At 34.8% G+C, this 15,066-nt stretch carries 17 protein-coding genes; 2 read left to right on the forward strand and 15 right to left on the reverse strand.

Annotation, left to right across the window (positions count from 1 at the left end):
• Window positions 1–4 precede the first annotated feature (4 nt).
• Window positions 5–1,168 (forward strand): Na+/H+ antiporter NhaA, encoded by a 1,164-nt coding sequence (gene nhaA, locus ACP7AV_RS01500; RefSeq protein ID WP_426090476.1) that lies wholly within the window; start codon window positions 5–7, stop codon window positions 1,166–1,168.
• 112 nt (window positions 1,169–1,280) lie between these two features.
• On the opposite strand, the gene ACP7AV_RS01505 is transcribed toward nhaA, so the two are convergent.
• Both ACP7AV_RS01505 and ACP7AV_RS01510 read right to left on the reverse strand, forming a co-directional pair.
• Window positions 1,281–1,661, reverse strand: a complete 381-nt coding sequence (locus ACP7AV_RS01505; RefSeq protein ID WP_426090477.1) for a Dabb family protein — start codon at window positions 1,659–1,661, stop codon at window positions 1,281–1,283.
• 152 nt (window positions 1,662–1,813) lie between these two features.
• On the reverse strand, window positions 1,814–2,221 hold the full coding sequence (locus ACP7AV_RS01510; protein ID WP_426090478.1) for an MFS transporter: 408 nt from the start codon (window positions 2,219–2,221) through the stop codon (window positions 1,814–1,816).
• A 419-nt stretch (window positions 2,222–2,640) separates the two neighbouring features.
• Between ACP7AV_RS01510 and ACP7AV_RS01515 the strand changes: the two genes are divergently transcribed.
• On the forward strand, window positions 2,641–3,090 hold the full coding sequence (locus ACP7AV_RS01515) for a PA2169 family four-helix-bundle protein (protein ID WP_426062588.1): 450 nt from the start codon (window positions 2,641–2,643) through the stop codon (window positions 3,088–3,090).
• A 260-nt stretch (window positions 3,091–3,350) separates the two neighbouring features.
• On the opposite strand, the gene proC is transcribed toward ACP7AV_RS01515, so the two are convergent.
• The 13 genes from proC to ACP7AV_RS01580 all read right to left on the reverse strand — a co-directional run bounded on the left by proC (window position 3,351) and on the right by ACP7AV_RS01580 (window position 14,938).
• Entirely contained in the window at window positions 3,351–4,127 is a 777-nt protein-coding gene (proC, locus tag ACP7AV_RS01520; RefSeq protein ID WP_426062587.1) for a pyrroline-5-carboxylate reductase, read from the reverse strand.
• Between the two features lie 209 nt (window positions 4,128–4,336).
• Window positions 4,337–5,689 (reverse strand): magnesium transporter, encoded by a 1,353-nt coding sequence (gene mgtE / locus ACP7AV_RS01525; protein ID WP_426062586.1) that lies wholly within the window; start codon window positions 5,687–5,689, stop codon window positions 4,337–4,339.
• Complete coding sequence (rsmA, locus tag ACP7AV_RS01530) at window positions 5,679–6,458, reverse strand: 16S rRNA (adenine(1518)-N(6)/adenine(1519)-N(6))-dimethyltransferase RsmA (protein WP_426090479.1); 780 nt, start codon at window positions 6,456–6,458, stop codon at window positions 5,679–5,681. Before rsmA ends, mgtE begins: the two co-directional genes overlap by 11 nt.
• Before the next feature lie 41 nt (window positions 6,459–6,499).
• Window positions 6,500–6,979 carry a nucleotidyl transferase AbiEii/AbiGii toxin family protein gene (locus ACP7AV_RS01535; protein WP_426090480.1) on the reverse strand — a complete coding sequence of 160 codons (480 nt, stop codon included), beginning with the start codon at window positions 6,977–6,979 and terminating at the stop codon, window positions 6,500–6,502.
• A gap of 1 nt (window position 6,980) precedes the next feature.
• Complete coding sequence (locus ACP7AV_RS01540) at window positions 6,981–7,163, reverse strand: hypothetical protein (protein WP_426090481.1); 183 nt, start codon at window positions 7,161–7,163, stop codon at window positions 6,981–6,983.
• A gap of 2 nt (window positions 7,164–7,165) precedes the next feature.
• Window positions 7,166–7,480 carry a DUF4286 family protein gene (locus ACP7AV_RS01545; RefSeq protein WP_426062582.1) on the reverse strand — a complete coding sequence of 105 codons (315 nt, stop codon included), beginning with the start codon at window positions 7,478–7,480 and terminating at the stop codon, window positions 7,166–7,168.
• A 68-nt stretch (window positions 7,481–7,548) separates the two neighbouring features.
• Window positions 7,549–9,324 (reverse strand): tetratricopeptide repeat protein, encoded by a 1,776-nt coding sequence (locus tag ACP7AV_RS01550; protein ID WP_426090482.1) that lies wholly within the window; start codon window positions 9,322–9,324, stop codon window positions 7,549–7,551.
• A gap of 55 nt (window positions 9,325–9,379) precedes the next feature.
• Window positions 9,380–9,961, reverse strand: a complete 582-nt coding sequence (locus tag ACP7AV_RS01555) for a TIGR00730 family Rossman fold protein (RefSeq protein WP_426090483.1) — start codon at window positions 9,959–9,961, stop codon at window positions 9,380–9,382.
• A 29-nt stretch (window positions 9,962–9,990) separates the two neighbouring features.
• Entirely contained in the window at window positions 9,991–11,262 is a 1,272-nt protein-coding gene (gene serS / locus ACP7AV_RS01560) for a serine--tRNA ligase (RefSeq protein WP_426090484.1), read from the reverse strand.
• Window positions 11,263–11,375: 113 nt separating this feature from the next.
• Window positions 11,376–12,767: a sensor histidine kinase gene (locus ACP7AV_RS01565; protein ID WP_426090485.1), complete on the reverse strand. Its 1,392-nt coding sequence runs from the start codon at window positions 12,765–12,767 to the stop codon at window positions 11,376–11,378.
• 119 nt (window positions 12,768–12,886) lie between these two features.
• Complete coding sequence (locus tag ACP7AV_RS01570) at window positions 12,887–13,426, reverse strand: DMP19 family protein (protein WP_426090486.1); 540 nt, start codon at window positions 13,424–13,426, stop codon at window positions 12,887–12,889.
• Window positions 13,427–13,549: 123 nt separating this feature from the next.
• The gene (locus tag ACP7AV_RS01575) at window positions 13,550–13,708 is read right to left on the reverse strand and encodes a hypothetical protein (RefSeq protein ID WP_426090487.1); all 159 of its coding nucleotides are present in this window, start codon (window positions 13,706–13,708) and stop codon (window positions 13,550–13,552) included.
• 99 nt (window positions 13,709–13,807) lie between these two features.
• On the reverse strand, window positions 13,808–14,938 hold the full coding sequence (locus ACP7AV_RS01580) for a DinB family protein (RefSeq protein ID WP_426090488.1): 1,131 nt from the start codon (window positions 14,936–14,938) through the stop codon (window positions 13,808–13,810).
• Between the last annotated feature and the right edge of the window lie 128 nt (window positions 14,939–15,066).

Below are 15,066 nucleotides of genomic sequence, written 5' to 3' on the forward strand. Positions count from 1 at the left end.
AAAAATGAAATTAACAAAAACATTCAAAGCTTTTTTTGAAAGTGAAAAAGCAGGTGGCCTATTATTACTTTTTGTTACGATACTCTCTCTTTTATTAGCCAATTCGCCAATTCAAACCGGCTACATTGCGTTTTGGGAAACCAATATTGGCAGCCATTCGATAACGCATTGGATTAATGATGGTTTAATGGCTGTATTCTTTCTTCTCATTGGTTTAGAATTAGAACGCGAAATGTATCAAGGAGAATTATCCAGTATTCAAAATGCGGCTTTACCCATTTTTGGAGCCTTGGGCGGCATGGTTTTCCCGGCAGGAATCTTTTTACTGCTGAATTATGGAACTATTACACAAAACGGAGCCGGAATCCCTATGGCGACCGACATTGCATTTGCCATTGGTATTCTGTCCCTTTTAGGAAATCGCGTGCCTACATCACTGAAAGTGTTTCTGACTGCGCTTGCCGTAATCGATGATTTAGGTGCCATTGTGGTAATTGCCATATTTTACACAGACACGATTGCTTATCTGAATTTGCTTATTGCTTTTGCCATTATGGGCGGTTTGTTTATCCTGAACCGAAGAAAAGTACACAGCCTAATTCCTTATTTGATTGGTGGAGCGGCGATGTGGTATTTCATGCTGAATTCTGGGGTTCACGCGACGATAACCGGAGTATTATTGGCTTTTGTAATTCCGTTTGGAAATGGTGACAAAAAAACATCTTCGTACCGATTACAGCATTTTTTACACAAACCAGTTGCCTTTTTTATTCTTCCTTTGTTTGCTATAGCAAATACTTGTATTGCCATAAAATCAGATTGGTATGAAGGCTTGAATCATCCCAACACGATTGGAATTATGCTAGGCCTCGTGGTTGGAAAACCATTAGGGATATGGTTGTTTTCGTTTCTTGCTGTGAGTTTAGGGATTTGTACGCTTCCAAGAGATCTAAGATGGAGCAGTATTCTGGGCGCAGGAATGCTGGGCGGAATAGGTTTCACGATGTCTATTTTCATAACCTTGCTTGCTTTTAAAAACGACGGAGAAGAAGTAATTATCTATTCTAAAATTGCAATTTTGATTGCTTCCTTTATTGCAGGAACTGTTGGTTTCTTATGGTTGAAATTTAGTTTGAAATCCGGGAAAGCAAAAAAAATAACCAAATAGTATATAATCTAACTCCATTTTTACAAGAAAAAAGCCTCGTTTAAGAAGCAGCAAACGAGGCTTTTTTAGTTTATTTAAAAGCTATCTCCATGATACTGATTGTATCTTCCTTTTACTTATTAACCCAATAATCAACTACTGTAACTTTATCCGGCGCCGGACTTAAAACAGCTACAAAAGCTTTATGAGCCGGATGAATTAAATACGCATCTCTATCCGCTTCACTCCTGAAAGTCAAAACAAAACAATGAGTCAAACCACTATTTAGGTTTTCAGGACTGTTGTTGATTCCCCATTCATAGGCTTTGATTAATTTGATTTTATGTTCCAAATTCCCAAAAGCAGTTACCACTTTGTCAATTGCTGCGGCATCTGTTCCCGGTTTCCAACCAAACATTACCACATGCCTGAGCAGTTGTTTTTGTTTGTTTTGCTGGGCGTTTACGGTATAACTTGAAATTAAAATAAGCGCTAATAAGAGTAGTTTTTTCACGATAGTTTTTTTTCAAATATAGGATTTATTTGAATGTTTTACACGAAAACGAAATGTTGATATTTATGAAGCTTTAGTAAAAAAATTGCGCAACGTCAAAGATATTTGCGCAGCTTGTATGATAAACACTTTGTAAAAAAGCCTAATTGCAGTTATATTGCTTTAGATAACGCACTAATAACTCTATCTTCTGTCGGTCTTAAAAATAAAAGATATACTATTATCAAAATTCCAAGGATCAATAAATCTTGTTTTAAAAACAAGAAAAATAAGGCTGAACCTTCAAGAATGGCCCACCGAATAATTGAAGCGGTCTGGTAAATAGGAAGATTATCTTCAGGTTTTAGTTTAACGTCGACTTGTTTAAGTTGCGATTGAAATAAAAAATTGCTCACGAAAAAAGCTAAAATCGGGATAGCAAAATATATCAAATCTGAGGAATCAATAAACTCTATTTTTAAACTTTCAATTGAAAGCTGTCCAATAAATAAATAGGCAATTACTGTTCCCGCGGAAATAGCGAGATGAATAATTTGAAGTACTTTGATTTTCTCGTTCATTTTTTTTGATTTTAAAATTTAGTTCCTGCAGACGTAAATTCAGAGACATTTGAGCAGCTTGTATGATGAGCATTTTGCGGAGCAGGTAGTTTTTTCAAATATAAGATTTATTTTATAAAATTAATTCACAATTAAAAGTAGTAAAAAAGAAAAACAACACTTTACAACTTCCACATTTAAATAAAAAAACAAAATTATTACTGATTTTTGATTGTTGATGTAACGTATTATACGAGTTAAAAATGTTTTGAATTCACAATTAAAACTTTTTACTGCAGCATGTCTTACATTCTGTTTGTCAAATACTTAACAATGTGTGAATGTTGCAAATTTAAAAAAAAATTGTGTAAAAGTTTTATTGTAGAGTATACTGATATTTGTGTAAGTGAAAATTAATTCTCTTAATAAATACCAAAAAGATGAACACTGATAAAGCAATTGACACGTTAAATTCGTTAATCCAAATCAACAACGATAGAATTATAGGTTACGAAACTGCTTCAAAAGAGGCTGATGAAACAGATTTGAAAACATTGTTTTCTCATTTTACTGAAACAAGTCTAAAATGCAAATCAGAACTTGTTGCGGAAGTAAAAAGATTAGGTGGAACACCTACAGAAGGAACAACTACATCCGGTAAATTATTTAGAGTATGGATGGATATCAAATCTGCTATGACAGGTAGCGACAGAAAAGCGATAATTAATTCATGTGAATATGGAGAAGAAGCTGCCCTTGAAACCTACGATGACGCGTTAAGTCACGATGAAGATTTATCCGCGGAACAACTGGTGATGATTAAACAACAACATGCTGCTGTAAAAGCAAACTACCAAAAAATAAAAGATTTAAGCAATCTTATGGCTTAAATTTTTGTTTAAGGAAACGGGCAATAGTCAAAATGCAATTTACTAACCCGTTGGTTGAACCTATTTCAAGTAAAAAAATATTGCTTCGCTGTTAATCAAGATACTAAATTTCAGAATCTTGATTAACAAGTGAAGCAATTTCTATTTGGAGTTTTATAGAAAATTCTTTTTAGACTTTTAAAGATTGCATGGTCAGCACGGCAGACCGGCACGCATTATTTAACTAATAATTTGAGGAGCAGGACAAGCCCAAACGACACTTAACCCTTGATTTGTTTCAAGGACGTTTTGATTCCTCGTATCAATGACGAACTGAATCCGTGCATTTCCATTTCATTCAATCCCGCAATCGTACAACCTTGTGGTGTGGTGACACGGTCAATTAACTGTTCCGGATGTACTTTTTCTTCCAAAAGCATTTCGGCAGCGCCTTTTACGGTTTGTGCAGAAATGGCTAAAGCAGTTTGCCAGTCAAATCCTATTTCGATTCCGGCTTGCATCGAAGCGCGAATGTATCGCAATGCAAAAGCAGTTCCGCTGGCCGCGAGGACCGTTGCAGCATCCATTAATTTTTCGTCTATAATAGGAGCAGTTCCCAAACTCTGAAAAAGAGAAACTACTTCTTGAGCCTTTTCTTTGTCTTTTTCATGAAACGCAATACAAGTAGCTGATGCGCCAAACTGTGCCGCAATATTGGGCATGATTCGGATCGCACTATTAGCAGTACCAATTTTGTTTTGTAAATTTTCGATTGATAATCCACTCACGGCCGAAGCGATAATTTTATTGGAAATTACAGGGAGAATTTCGGCTAAAACGGCATCTACTTGGTACGGTTTTATCGTCAAAATAATAACATCAGCTTCTTGAATCTGATGGGTATTGTTGGTGGAAACCGTAGCACCTGATTTTTCGAGATACAGAATGCTGGAGGTGTTTCTTCGGGTTATCGTAACTTGATTTTCTGGTGAAAATTTTGATAGTCCTAATGCGATAGAAACGCCTAAATTTCCTCCGCCAATGATGTGTACTTTCATGCTGGTTATGGTTTTTCCTCTCCCCAACCCTCTCCAAAGGAGACGGAGCCAATATGGGAAAGTGTTAGTTTTTGTTGAATTTTTTAGATTCTTTTATAAAAATTAGAATTTAATTTGTCTTAAATTATTTTTATCTATTTTTTTATTTTTGTCCCTTTTTAATTGACAAAAAATAAAATAAAGTTTTTTGAAAAGTACTTTTCACTTTTTCAAAACCCCAAAATCATTTTTGCTATCGAAAAATAAATCAGAATTCCGCAAATATCATTGCTCGTTGTAATGAACGGTCCGGTTGCCAGCGCGGGGTCAATTCCAAATTTATCCAGCAATAACGGAATAAAAGTTCCTATTAACGAGGCAATTATAATTACAGACATTAATGCTATAGTCACAATAATCCCAATGATGAATTCGACATTCAACAGAAAATGACTTCCTAAAAATAATATCGTAGCCAGAATTACTCCGTTTAATAAACTTAGTGAAACTTCTTTGATCAATCTATTAAACAAGGATCCGCTCAATGAATTGTTTGCCAAGCCCTGCACAATAATTGCCGATGATTGCACCCCTACGTTTCCTGCCATAGCGGCAATAAGTGGCGTGAAAAAGAATAAATTTCCGTGCAGAAGCATCGCTCCTTCAAACAACCCCAACACTCTTACGGTGATGAATCCGCCCAAAAGCGCCAAAACCAGCCAAGGCAATCGTGCTTTTGTATGTTCAAAGATGCTATCATCCGCTTCAACGTCTTGGGAAATACCCGCCGCTAATTGATAATCCTGATCGGCTTCGTCTTTTATTACGTCTACAATGTCATCAATAGTAATTCTTCCTACTAATCGTCCCATTTCGTCTACGACAGGAATAGCTTCTAAATCGTACTTTTGCATGATCCGGGCCACCTCAACATCTTCAGTATCTACTTTTACGGAGTTTAGTTTTCGGATGTAAACATCATTAATTGGTGTTCTGGAAGAGGTTGTCAATAAGTCCTTTAGCGACAAACGTCCTTTCAGTCGGTCTTCATCGTCCACCACATAAATCGAATGGACTCTGGAAATATTTTCGGCCTGAATGCGCATTTCTTTTACACAAGTAAGCACATTCCAATTTTCATTGACTTTAACCAATTCCTTGTGCATGATTCCACCTGCGGTATCTTCGTCATAACGCAATAAGTCAACAATATCTTTGGCATGCTCAACATCTTGAAGTTCTGATATTACTTCGGCTTTCAAATCTTTAGAAAGCTCCGCAATAATATCGGCCGCATCATTCGTTTCCAGCTCATCTAATTCTTCCGCAATCTCTTTTGCTGAAAGCCTGCTTAATATATTCTCCCGCAAATCATCTTCCAGTTCAAGAAGAATTTCGGCGGTTTTTTCACTGTCTAAAACTTTAAAAATATAGGTCGCTTCATTAAAATCAAGCTCATCGAGAATTTCAGCAATATCAGCATGGTGCATGTCATTCAATAATACTTCCAATTGTTGGTCGTTTTTATTTTGAATGAGTTGCTCTAATTCCTGAATTAATTCTTTGCTGATTTTAAACTCCATCGGCTTCTATTTTTTGGGTAAGTTCTATGAACTGTTCTACATTTAATTGTTCTGGTCGAAGGTTGAAAATTTCGTCTTCTCTCAAACTATCCGACAAATTTAAGGTTTTTAAACTATTTCGTAACGTTTTGCGTCGTTGTTGAAAAGCCGTTTTCACTACGGTAAAAAACAATTTTTCGCCGCACGGCAAACTGTAATCTTTCTTCCTGCGCAAACGTAAAACTCCTGATTTTACCTTTGGCGGCGGAATAAAAACATTCTCATCTACTGTAAATAAATATTCGGCATCATAAAAAGCCTGAACTAAAACCGACAGAATTCCATAGGCTTTGGTTCCTTTTTTTTCACAAATACGTTTTGCTACTTCTTTCTGAAACATTCCTGCAAATTCCGGAATCTGATCGCGGTATTCCAAAGTTCTGAACACAATTTGTGTCGAAATATTATAAGGAAAATTACCAATTATAGCAAATTGTTTCCCTTCGAAAATATCGTTAATATTGTATTTCAAGAAATCTTTAGAAATGATTCTGTCTTTTAATTTTGGATAATTTTGGTCCAAATACGTCACTGATTCCGAATCGATTTCAATAACGTAGGTGTTCACTGGCTTCTCCAACAAATATTTTGTCAAAACTCCCATTCCCGGACCTATCTCTAATATATCCTCATATCCTTCTAAGTTCAAGGTGTCAGCAATGTCTTTTGCAATGCTTTCGTCTTTCAAGAAATGTTGTCCGAGGTGTTTTTTGGCTGTTACTTTTTCCATGTTTATGCTGAATACTTTCAGTATTTTTTATTTAGCTAATTTTATTGGTTTTTATTTATTTCTCGCAATTGCTGAATATCCAATAAATCCTTAGGTCTGTTTGCTTTAATTTTGCTTGTTATTAAATCTTCTAATGACAGTACATTCCATTTTAAAAAAAGATTGTCATTCACTTCTACTTCCTCGCTATTTTTAAATGCTTCTGCAAAAGTTTTGTTTACGGAAAATTTTGTGATTAATTCTAAATCCAAGTCTACAGGAGAGAATTTAACGGATATATTTTGTTCTTGTTTTTTTACATTTTCTGGAAAATCATCAATTTCATATCCCATATCATTAAAAACCGCTACTAATTTTTTAAAGTTTTCATCCGTTGTCTCTATCCAAAAATCGACGTCTGCGGAGTGGCGCTGGTATCCATGAAAATTTACCGCACCTCCACCCACCATTAACATTCTTACTTCATGTTTATTGGCAATAGAAATAAATTGATTGATGTTTTCTTCCCATTTTTGAAACATATCAGTTTGCTTTTATTTGAATAATAAAATTCGAATTAGTGTCTTTTTTATACTTCATTGGAAATTGATTAACCTTTTCCATCAAACGCAAAAATTGATAAAAACGTTCTGCTTTGGACAATTTCAAAAAATCCTCCAATTGTTTTCTGTTGCTTTCTTCTTTGGTTTGAAAATAGAGTTCCATGACTATTTATAATCAGCAATCAATTCCAATTCCGTTCTAAACGCCAGCATTTTATCTCCAAATAATTTCAATCCTTCTTCACGAAAAGCCGGTGCATCTTCCTGGTAATATTTCTCCAAAGTTTCTTTACTCTCTGTGGCATATTGAACCGAATAGGTCACTCCGCCCATTTCTTCTTCAATTAAAACCCGCACCATTCTTGCGGAAGAGAATTTCCCTGTAGCCAGAATTTCAGGAATATGCTTGTGCTGCATCCAAATCATCCATTGATCGTGAACGCTTTCGTGTATGTTTGTGGTAACGTTGTATAGTATCATTTTTAACTGTTTAGTCGTTGATTTGTTTAATTGGTTATTCGTATAAACAAATAACCAATTAACCTTTTTTATAAATTAGTATCGCCTCGCAATTGTCTGAATTTCTTCCTCGCTTCCACAAAATAAATGCTGTCCTGGTGATGGAACAATACTTTTTCATACAACGGCTTCGCTTTTTCAGGAATCAATTGCTTGTTATAAATTTCTGCAGAAAAATACAACGCTTCATCTATATAAATTCCGTCGCTATGTTGGTCGATAATAGTCTGGTATTGGCTTAAAGCCAAAGCAAAATCGCCTTTCTTTTCATATATTTTTCCTAATCGCAACAAGGTCACAGCTTCTATTTCTTGTCCTTTGTAGTTTTTCAAAATCGATTGAAACTGTGTTATAGCTTCCTGATTTCTGTTTTGATACAACAGATAATCTCCTTTTGCAAATTGCTTCAAAGCTGTTTGTGTCGAATCTGCTACGGTATTGTCGTTAATTAACAGAAAATATTCCAAAGCATCATTGGCGATCAACTGCGTATTGGCTGATTTCAATTCCTTGAATTGCTTCAACGCCCAAGCAAAATCGGTTTTGAAATAACTGGTTTTTGCGGCTTTCAAACTGGCTTCATGCGCCATTACATCATTTTTTAAATCCAATTCAATTTGCGAATAATAGATTAAAGCCTGATTGAATTTTTCTTCGTAAAGCAAAATATCGGCCAGTTCCATTTTGGCATTAGCCACTTCATAATCATTCAATTGCAATTCCAGGGCTCGCTTGACCATTGCCTTTCCTTCCTCAGGTTTTTTTAAATTAAATGCCGTGAAATGTGCCTGAATCAGCTGCAAAGATAAGGTAAAAGGACTTAGCCCAAACTGTTTCAACAAACCGTCTAATGTCGTACTGATGGCTGCAAAATCTTTTTCAGATGCTTTTTCAATTCTCATTGTTACCAAATAAGAATTCGCTTGGATAAGCAATTCTAAATCTTGTGTATTTTCCAATACAAAACTTAAAATTTCTTTAGCTGCTTCTTGATTCTCGTCTTCAATTGCCAACTGCCCTAAATTTACAATGTTAGCAAGCGATTCCGAATTACGTTTATAAATGGCTTTTTCCTGAATAAATGCTTTTTCGAATTCTTTTTGTTGGACATAAAACCAACTCAAATAATGATTCCAAAACAGATCTTGATTTTTTTGGGTTCTTACAATCAGCGCCTTTCTTAATATTTCATTGAAGTTTGCGTCACCTTCATCCATCATAAAACGAACCAGCTGATTTTGGATTCTAATGGAATTTTGAGGATTGGCATATGCCTCATCCAGAAACGTAGAAATCATCATTTCCATATTGGATAATTGACCGTAAAGCAATCCAATTTGATAATTAAAATTAAAATTTTTATCAAGTTCTGAAGCGGTTTGATACGATTTTAGCGCATGTTCGAGCAACACTTTTCTCTCAAAAGCGTTGGAAATTCCGTAAACATCATTTGGATTTTTTTTGATTCGGTCTAACGCCTGTTCGTAGTGAATTTTGGCCTTAGCTTCATTTTTTTGCAACTGAAAATTGTATCCTAATTCTACCAGAAGATTTCCTTGATTGTATTTTTCAAGTCGTTGTTGAATGGCTTTTTCGGCGCTTTCAAACTGCTGTAATTGCTGAGAACAATCTATTATTCTTAAAAAATACTGTGAATTTTGTGGAATCTCCTGCAGCAACTCTTCATAACTGATCTTCGCTTTCTCAAAATCGCCTTTATCATAATAATACTGCGCCAATTGTTCGTTTTGAGCAAACGCAAATAGCGATAAAAACAGGTGTATTAAGAGAACGATTTTTTTCATTTTTTTATCTGTTTTTCTAATTCAGATTTGGATTATGGAATACAGATTTACGTCTTTATTCATTTCCCTTTTTAATCCATTTTCCAACTTCCGGCGCTGTGTAATTTTCCATTTTGCTCAATAAGTCTTCCGCATCATCACTAACCAAAATCATCTTTTGATTGATTTCTTTTAAAAAACCGTTATCAACCATTTTTTGAATGAATTGCAATAATAAATCATAAAATCCATCAACGTTTAAAATCCCAATGGGTTTCTTATGAAGTCCGAGTTGCCCCCACGTCAGCATTTCGAAAAACTCCTCTAAAGTTCCAAATCCACCAGGCAATGCAATTACGCCATCGCTTAATTCATTCATTCTGGTTTTTCTTTCGTGCATGCTTTCTACAATAATTAATTCTGTCAAATTATCGTGAGCCACTTCTTTAGACATCAAAAAACGGGGTAAAACACCAAATACTTTTCCGTTTTCGCTCAAAACACCATCTGCAACTGCACCCATTAGACCAACTTTTGCGCCACCGTAAACCAAATCGATGTTCTTCCTAGCCATTACCTGTCCCAGCAAAATAGCTTGAACCTCGTGATTTTTTTCATTCCCAAAACTGGAGCCACAGAACACCGTAATTCTTTTCATCAACAAAATGTTTTTCAGTAATGTTATGTTTAATTTATAATATCAAACCCGCAATACTGACGCAATACTTCCGGGATTACGATTCCTTCCGGAGTTTGATAGTTTTCTAAAATTCCGGCCAAAACTCTTGGTAAAGCTAGTGCACTTCCGTTTAAGGTGTGTGCTAATTGATTTTTTCCGTCTTTGTCTTTGTAACGTAATTTCAAACGATTCGCTTGAAAAGTCTCAAAATTAGAAACCGAACTGATTTCTAACCAGCGATCTTGCGCGGTAGAAAACACTTCGAAATCATAGGTCAAAGCAGCTGTGAAACCCATATCGCCGCCACAAAGACGCAATATTCTGTATGGTAATTTCAATTCTCGAAGAATATTTTTAACGTGTTCCACCATTCCGTCCAAAGCTTCATACGATTTATCTGGATGTTCTACACGAACAATCTCAACTTTGTCAAATTGATGCAAACGGTTTAATCCACGTACATGCGCGCCATAAGAACCTGCTTCTCTGCGGAAACATGGCGTGTAAGCCGTCGTTAAAACTGGCAATTCATTTTCGTTTAAGATAACATCACGAAACAAATTCGTCACTGGAACCTCAGCCGTTGGAATCAGATATAAATCATCGGTTTTATCATGGTACATTTGCCCTTCTTTGTCTGGCAATTGTCCCGTTCCATAAGCCGATGCTTCATTTACCATATGCGGAACCTGAACTTCATTGTATCCTGCAGCGGTATTTTTATCCAAGAAATAATTGATCAAAGCACGTTGCAACTTGGCTCCTTTTCCTTTATACACCGGAAATCCTGCTCCAGTAATTTTTACTCCAAGTTCAAAATCGATAATATCGTATTTTTTTACTAATTCCCAATGAGGTTGCGCTCCTTCGTGCAAAACTGGAATCTCCCCTTCTTCAAAAACGTTTAGGTTTTCCTCCGGTGTTTTCCCAGCAGGAACAATATCTGCAGGAAGATTGGGTAATGTGTATAATTTTTCCAAAAGTTCAGCAGCAAGTACATCAGCACTTTCAGATAATTTCTTGCTTTTCTCTTTCAATAAAACTGTTTTTTCTTTTAAAATTGCGGCTTTCGATTTCTCTCCAGCTTTCATCAATTCACCAATATCTTTGGATAATTTATTAGATTCGGATAAAATTCCGTCTAACTCCACTTGCGTAGCGCGACGTTTTTCATCTAGTTGTACCACTTCTTCAACAACACTTGTAGCATCGATGTTTCTCTTTGCCAAAGCGGTGATTACTTTTTCTTGATTCTCTCTAATAAATGCAATTTGTAACATATCCTGATTTTTTAAACGCTAACTTGTATAATAATGGTAGCAAATTTAAGGAAATGTTTGATAAGATTGGGACAAAGTTTTCATTTGAAAAAAATACTTAGGGTAGGCATTGATTAAAAACTATTGGGTATGCTGAACTTGAAATCACTTCCTTTTCCAATTTGACTTTCAACGTAAATTTTACCGCCGTGTTTTTTAACAAATTCTTTGCATAACATCAGTCCTAATCCTGTTCCTGTCTCGTCATTCGTTCCGAATGTTGAGTGTTTTTGGTCAATTGTAAATAACCCAGCGCTTTTTTCTGGAGAAATTCCAATGCCATTGTCTTTTACAGAAAACACGGTTTGATTATTTTCTCTTGTCATCGAAAGAAGCACTTCGCCATTCGTTTGGGTAAATTTTATGGCATTAGAAACCAGATTGCGAAGGATTGTTTCAAGCATATCCCTGTCGGCAATTACATATTCGTTTTTTTCTATTTGAGACCGTATGGCTATATTTTTATTCTGGGCAATGTTGGCCAACAAATTGATCGTTTTGTCAGCAACTGAAATTATTTCTAATTTTTTCGGGCTAAATTCAATGCTTCCGGTTTGAGATTGCGCCCAAGTTAAAAGATTTTCGAGTAATGAATAGGTATTCTTTGACGATTGATGAATGAGCTGAATAAATTCGTTGTTCTCGTCATTGTCGCAATGGTCCTTCTTTTCCAATAACAACTCGGAAAGTCCAATGATTCCATTAAACGGCGCTTTTAAATCGTGGGCAATGATGGAAAAAAATTTATCTTTATCCCCTAACAGTTTTTTGATTTGTATTTCTTTTTCTTCTTGCAATAAAAGCAAATAACCAACTCCGCTGATTATCATCATAAGAAATATAATCAAAAACATGATGTTTTGCGTAGGACCAGCATTGTAAAGACTTGTCTTAGTATAAAAAAGAGAGTAAATAGTCCTGAAAATCAAGGTTAGCAATAATATGATGTAATTAAACCCAAGTATTTTTTTGAACAAACTGCTTCGTGTTTCTGTTAAAAATCGTAAAGCGGGAATTATCAACAATAAAAAAATAGATAGAGAAGCCAGGGCAACTCTGATGTTAGCTTCAGCTTTAATCCATACAGCGTAATAAAAACTTAACAGTACAATCGCGAAAAGTAATGCCTGTATTCGATGAGCTTTTTTAGAACTGTCTTTAACCATCATGAGCATAGCGATGGACTCAAGGTAATAGCTTGCAAAAACTAAAGTATTGGGAATGATAATATTTATTGGATTAAATGCACTAGTGTCTGTTCTTAGAAAAAAAGCTAACCAGGCAAAGGATTGAAAAATTTTAGAACAACCAAATACCAACAAATGTGTTTTATTGTCCTTGCTAGAATCCGTCAAACGGAAGGTGAAAACTAAAGTAGCTAAAGCAAAATTACCCCAAAACAATAATCCCAATATATTGCGAATATCCAACACAAATAATTTTGAAAATTGATTTAGTGTTTCCATAAATTTCTAAAGTTATATTTTTGTCTGATTAACCAAATGCTCCTAGTTCGGACAAAAATATACTTAATTTGACATTATCCTAAAAAGCCTGTAATTATTGAACAAAATAATTGTAGCGACTACTCTCTTTTTATCTCATGACCCACAAATTCTTCTAAAGTGGCGAACATGTCATCTACAGAAAGCACTTCAAAATCGGGGTGGGTTTTCAAGAAATTAGCATTCAAAGTAACCAAATTCTCTTCTATTTCGAAAAAAGCGTCGTTGTTGAGTAAATCTCGGATAGGATTTACGCCTTCCAGTTTCCCTTTTAGGAATTTATTGAGCTTGACACTGCTCATCAATTTTACTTTTTTGGATTGCTGTTGAAACAAGTCCAAATGCTTTTCGGCGCCAATCAAAGCCAAACCTTCTTCTATCAGTTCGTTCAGTTCTTTATCCCAACCCGAATTGTATACAAATTGAGCAAAATTTCCTTCGGTATATTGTGATGTGTAATAATCTAAATAATAACTCATTATGGCATCTTCGTGAATCAAATCATCGTTTACGCCTTCCTCACGCATTAAGTTGATTACTGAAATATTAGAGTGAATTACATCTTGGAGATTTTCACTGTTCATTGCTGTTTCTGAAATAATTATTCTACCGAATTCCATAGGTTTTTTATTTGAATATGTGCTGCAAATTTCGGGTAAAATAGTGAGGAATCGAAATGTTTTTTTAGCCACGGATTGCACAGATTAGCACAGATTGATTAGCGTTACTATTCAATTGACATCCTATTCGTCACTAGTCTTTTTCTGATTCATTTTTGTCACTAAAGCTTTCAAACGTATCGCTTTTTCTTTTTTTTCTTCTTGAAGTTTAGTCTTTTTCCGATTCAGCAATTTGGTATGTAAAGCCTTATTTTTGGTATTTTTTTCGGGTCCTTTTGTCATAATTTACAGTCTTTATTAATTCCGTTTGTAAAGATGAAAAAAGCCACATTAATAACGTGGCTTTCCTAATTGACGTACTATTGATAAAATTTTATTACTTTAGTTTTTAATCTTTTGTTCCAAATCCACTGCCATTTGCGGCGGAATCCTTTTCTTTAAAAATAAAATTTGCCCTAAATGACTGGATTGGTGTTCCATAACATGAAACCAACAATACTGGTTTGTTACACCATATCTTTTTTGCTCTGTAGCAAACCAAGCATCATCTTTCTTTTTTAGCTCAGTTATCGTTTTTGTTCTAACTTCATTATATAGATCTAAATAATACTGTATGTCATGCCCTTTTATCTCATTGCGACCACCCTTATCTAAATCTAAAGCCAAACCCCATTTTTTCTTTTCTTCTGGGTTAAATTCTCTGTTTTCAAAGGTTACAACTTGATAATAAGCCTCGGCTGCCGCTAAATGCATTACCAAAGCCCCAATCCTATTAGCTTCTTCATCATGTAAATAATCAATTTCGTATTTATCCATATTTTTGACTGTGTTTTCAACACGGTCTTTTAAATCTTCAAGCATCGAAATCATTGCGCCAATTTGAGGTGAAGCTCCTTCAACATTACCGATCTTTCCAGTCTCTTTTATTTTTATACCACTTCCCTCGATCAATAACCCCAACTTTCCATCAACGTTACTTTTATCAGATATAATTTTATATTCTTTTACTTTAACTATTTTGTTTTTGGATATTCCTAAGTCCCATTTTGGAATATCACCATTCTTTACAGGAGTTTCAAAACTGGCATTTAAAACCGTAATTGGTTCAAAAATGCCTTTTTCATTTTCAATAAGCAATTCAAATTTATCGAAATAGAATTTTCCATTATATAAACACAAGCCACCAAAACTTAATGATTTAGTATTGGTATCAATAATTCCTTCAACAGTATAGGATTGCCAAGCTTTTGCTTTAATTGGTCTATCATTCATGTTATCAAAAAAGCCATCTTCTTCATTTTTGGTATCTACTCTAGCCCAAACCCCAGCCCAAGCCATAGGTTCTTCGGACTCCACTTTTACAGAGGCAATTACTTTAAACTTTTTTGACACGGTAGTTTGAATGGTTATAGTTTGGTTAAAAGAAGTCCAATCGCTTGAAACTTCTTTTTGAATTTGAGAATAAACAGAAAAAACACATAAAAACAGTGACAGTATCGTTATTTTTTTCATTTTAATAAATAGTTGAATTTAATTGTAAGCGTTTAGATTTAAAATACTTTGGCAAAAAAAATGTAAATATAATACTATTTTTTAGAGTTTTATATTGCTGATCTTAAGTTTTTGAATCTTTCAGTATT

Origin of the sequence: Flavobacterium sp. DSR3-2 (assembly GCF_049896525.1) — a bacterium.
Taxonomy (GTDB): domain Bacteria; phylum Bacteroidota; class Bacteroidia; order Flavobacteriales; family Flavobacteriaceae; genus Flavobacterium.

Bases quoted from the DNA above. Each gene is read 5' to 3' on its own strand.
- ACP7AV_RS01570 (WP_426090486.1), bottom strand. From the start codon at position 13,426: ATGGAATTCGGTAGAATAATTATTTCAGAAACAGCAATGAACAGTGAA.
- serS (WP_426090484.1), bottom strand. From the start codon at position 11,262: ATGTTACAAATTGCATTTATTAGAGAGAATCAAGAAAAAGTAATCACC.
- ACP7AV_RS01575 (WP_426090487.1), bottom strand. From the start codon at position 13,708: ATGACAAAAGGACCCGAAAAAAATACCAAAAATAAGGCTTTACATACC.
- ACP7AV_RS01510 (WP_426090478.1), bottom strand. From the start codon at position 2,221: ATGAACGAGAAAATCAAAGTACTTCAAATTATTCATCTCGCTATTTCC.
- ACP7AV_RS01535 (WP_426090480.1), bottom strand. From the start codon at position 6,979: ATGTTTCAAAAATGGGAAGAAAACATCAATCAATTTATTTCTATTGCC.
- ACP7AV_RS01540 (WP_426090481.1), bottom strand. From the start codon at position 7,163: ATGGAACTCTATTTTCAAACCAAAGAAGAAAGCAACAGAAAACAATTG.
- ACP7AV_RS01515 (WP_426062588.1), top strand. From the start codon at position 2,641: ATGAACACTGATAAAGCAATTGACACGTTAAATTCGTTAATCCAAATC.
- ACP7AV_RS01555 (WP_426090483.1), bottom strand. From the start codon at position 9,961: ATGAAAAGAATTACGGTGTTCTGTGGCTCCAGTTTTGGGAATGAAAAA.
- ACP7AV_RS01545 (WP_426062582.1), bottom strand. From the start codon at position 7,480: ATGATACTATACAACGTTACCACAAACATACACGAAAGCGTTCACGAT.
- mgtE (WP_426062586.1), bottom strand. From the start codon at position 5,689: ATGGAGTTTAAAATCAGCAAAGAATTAATTCAGGAATTAGAGCAACTC.
- rsmA (WP_426090479.1), bottom strand. From the start codon at position 6,458: ATGGAAAAAGTAACAGCCAAAAAACACCTCGGACAACATTTCTTGAAA.
- ACP7AV_RS01580 (WP_426090488.1), bottom strand. From the start codon at position 14,938: ATGAAAAAAATAACGATACTGTCACTGTTTTTATGTGTTTTTTCTGTT.
- ACP7AV_RS01550 (WP_426090482.1), bottom strand. From the start codon at position 9,324: ATGAAAAAAATCGTTCTCTTAATACACCTGTTTTTATCGCTATTTGCG.
- ACP7AV_RS01565 (WP_426090485.1), bottom strand. From the start codon at position 12,767: ATGGAAACACTAAATCAATTTTCAAAATTATTTGTGTTGGATATTCGC.
- proC (WP_426062587.1), bottom strand. From the start codon at position 4,127: ATGAAAGTACACATCATTGGCGGAGGAAATTTAGGCGTTTCTATCGCA.
- nhaA (WP_426090476.1), top strand. From the start codon at position 5: ATGAAATTAACAAAAACATTCAAAGCTTTTTTTGAAAGTGAAAAAGCA.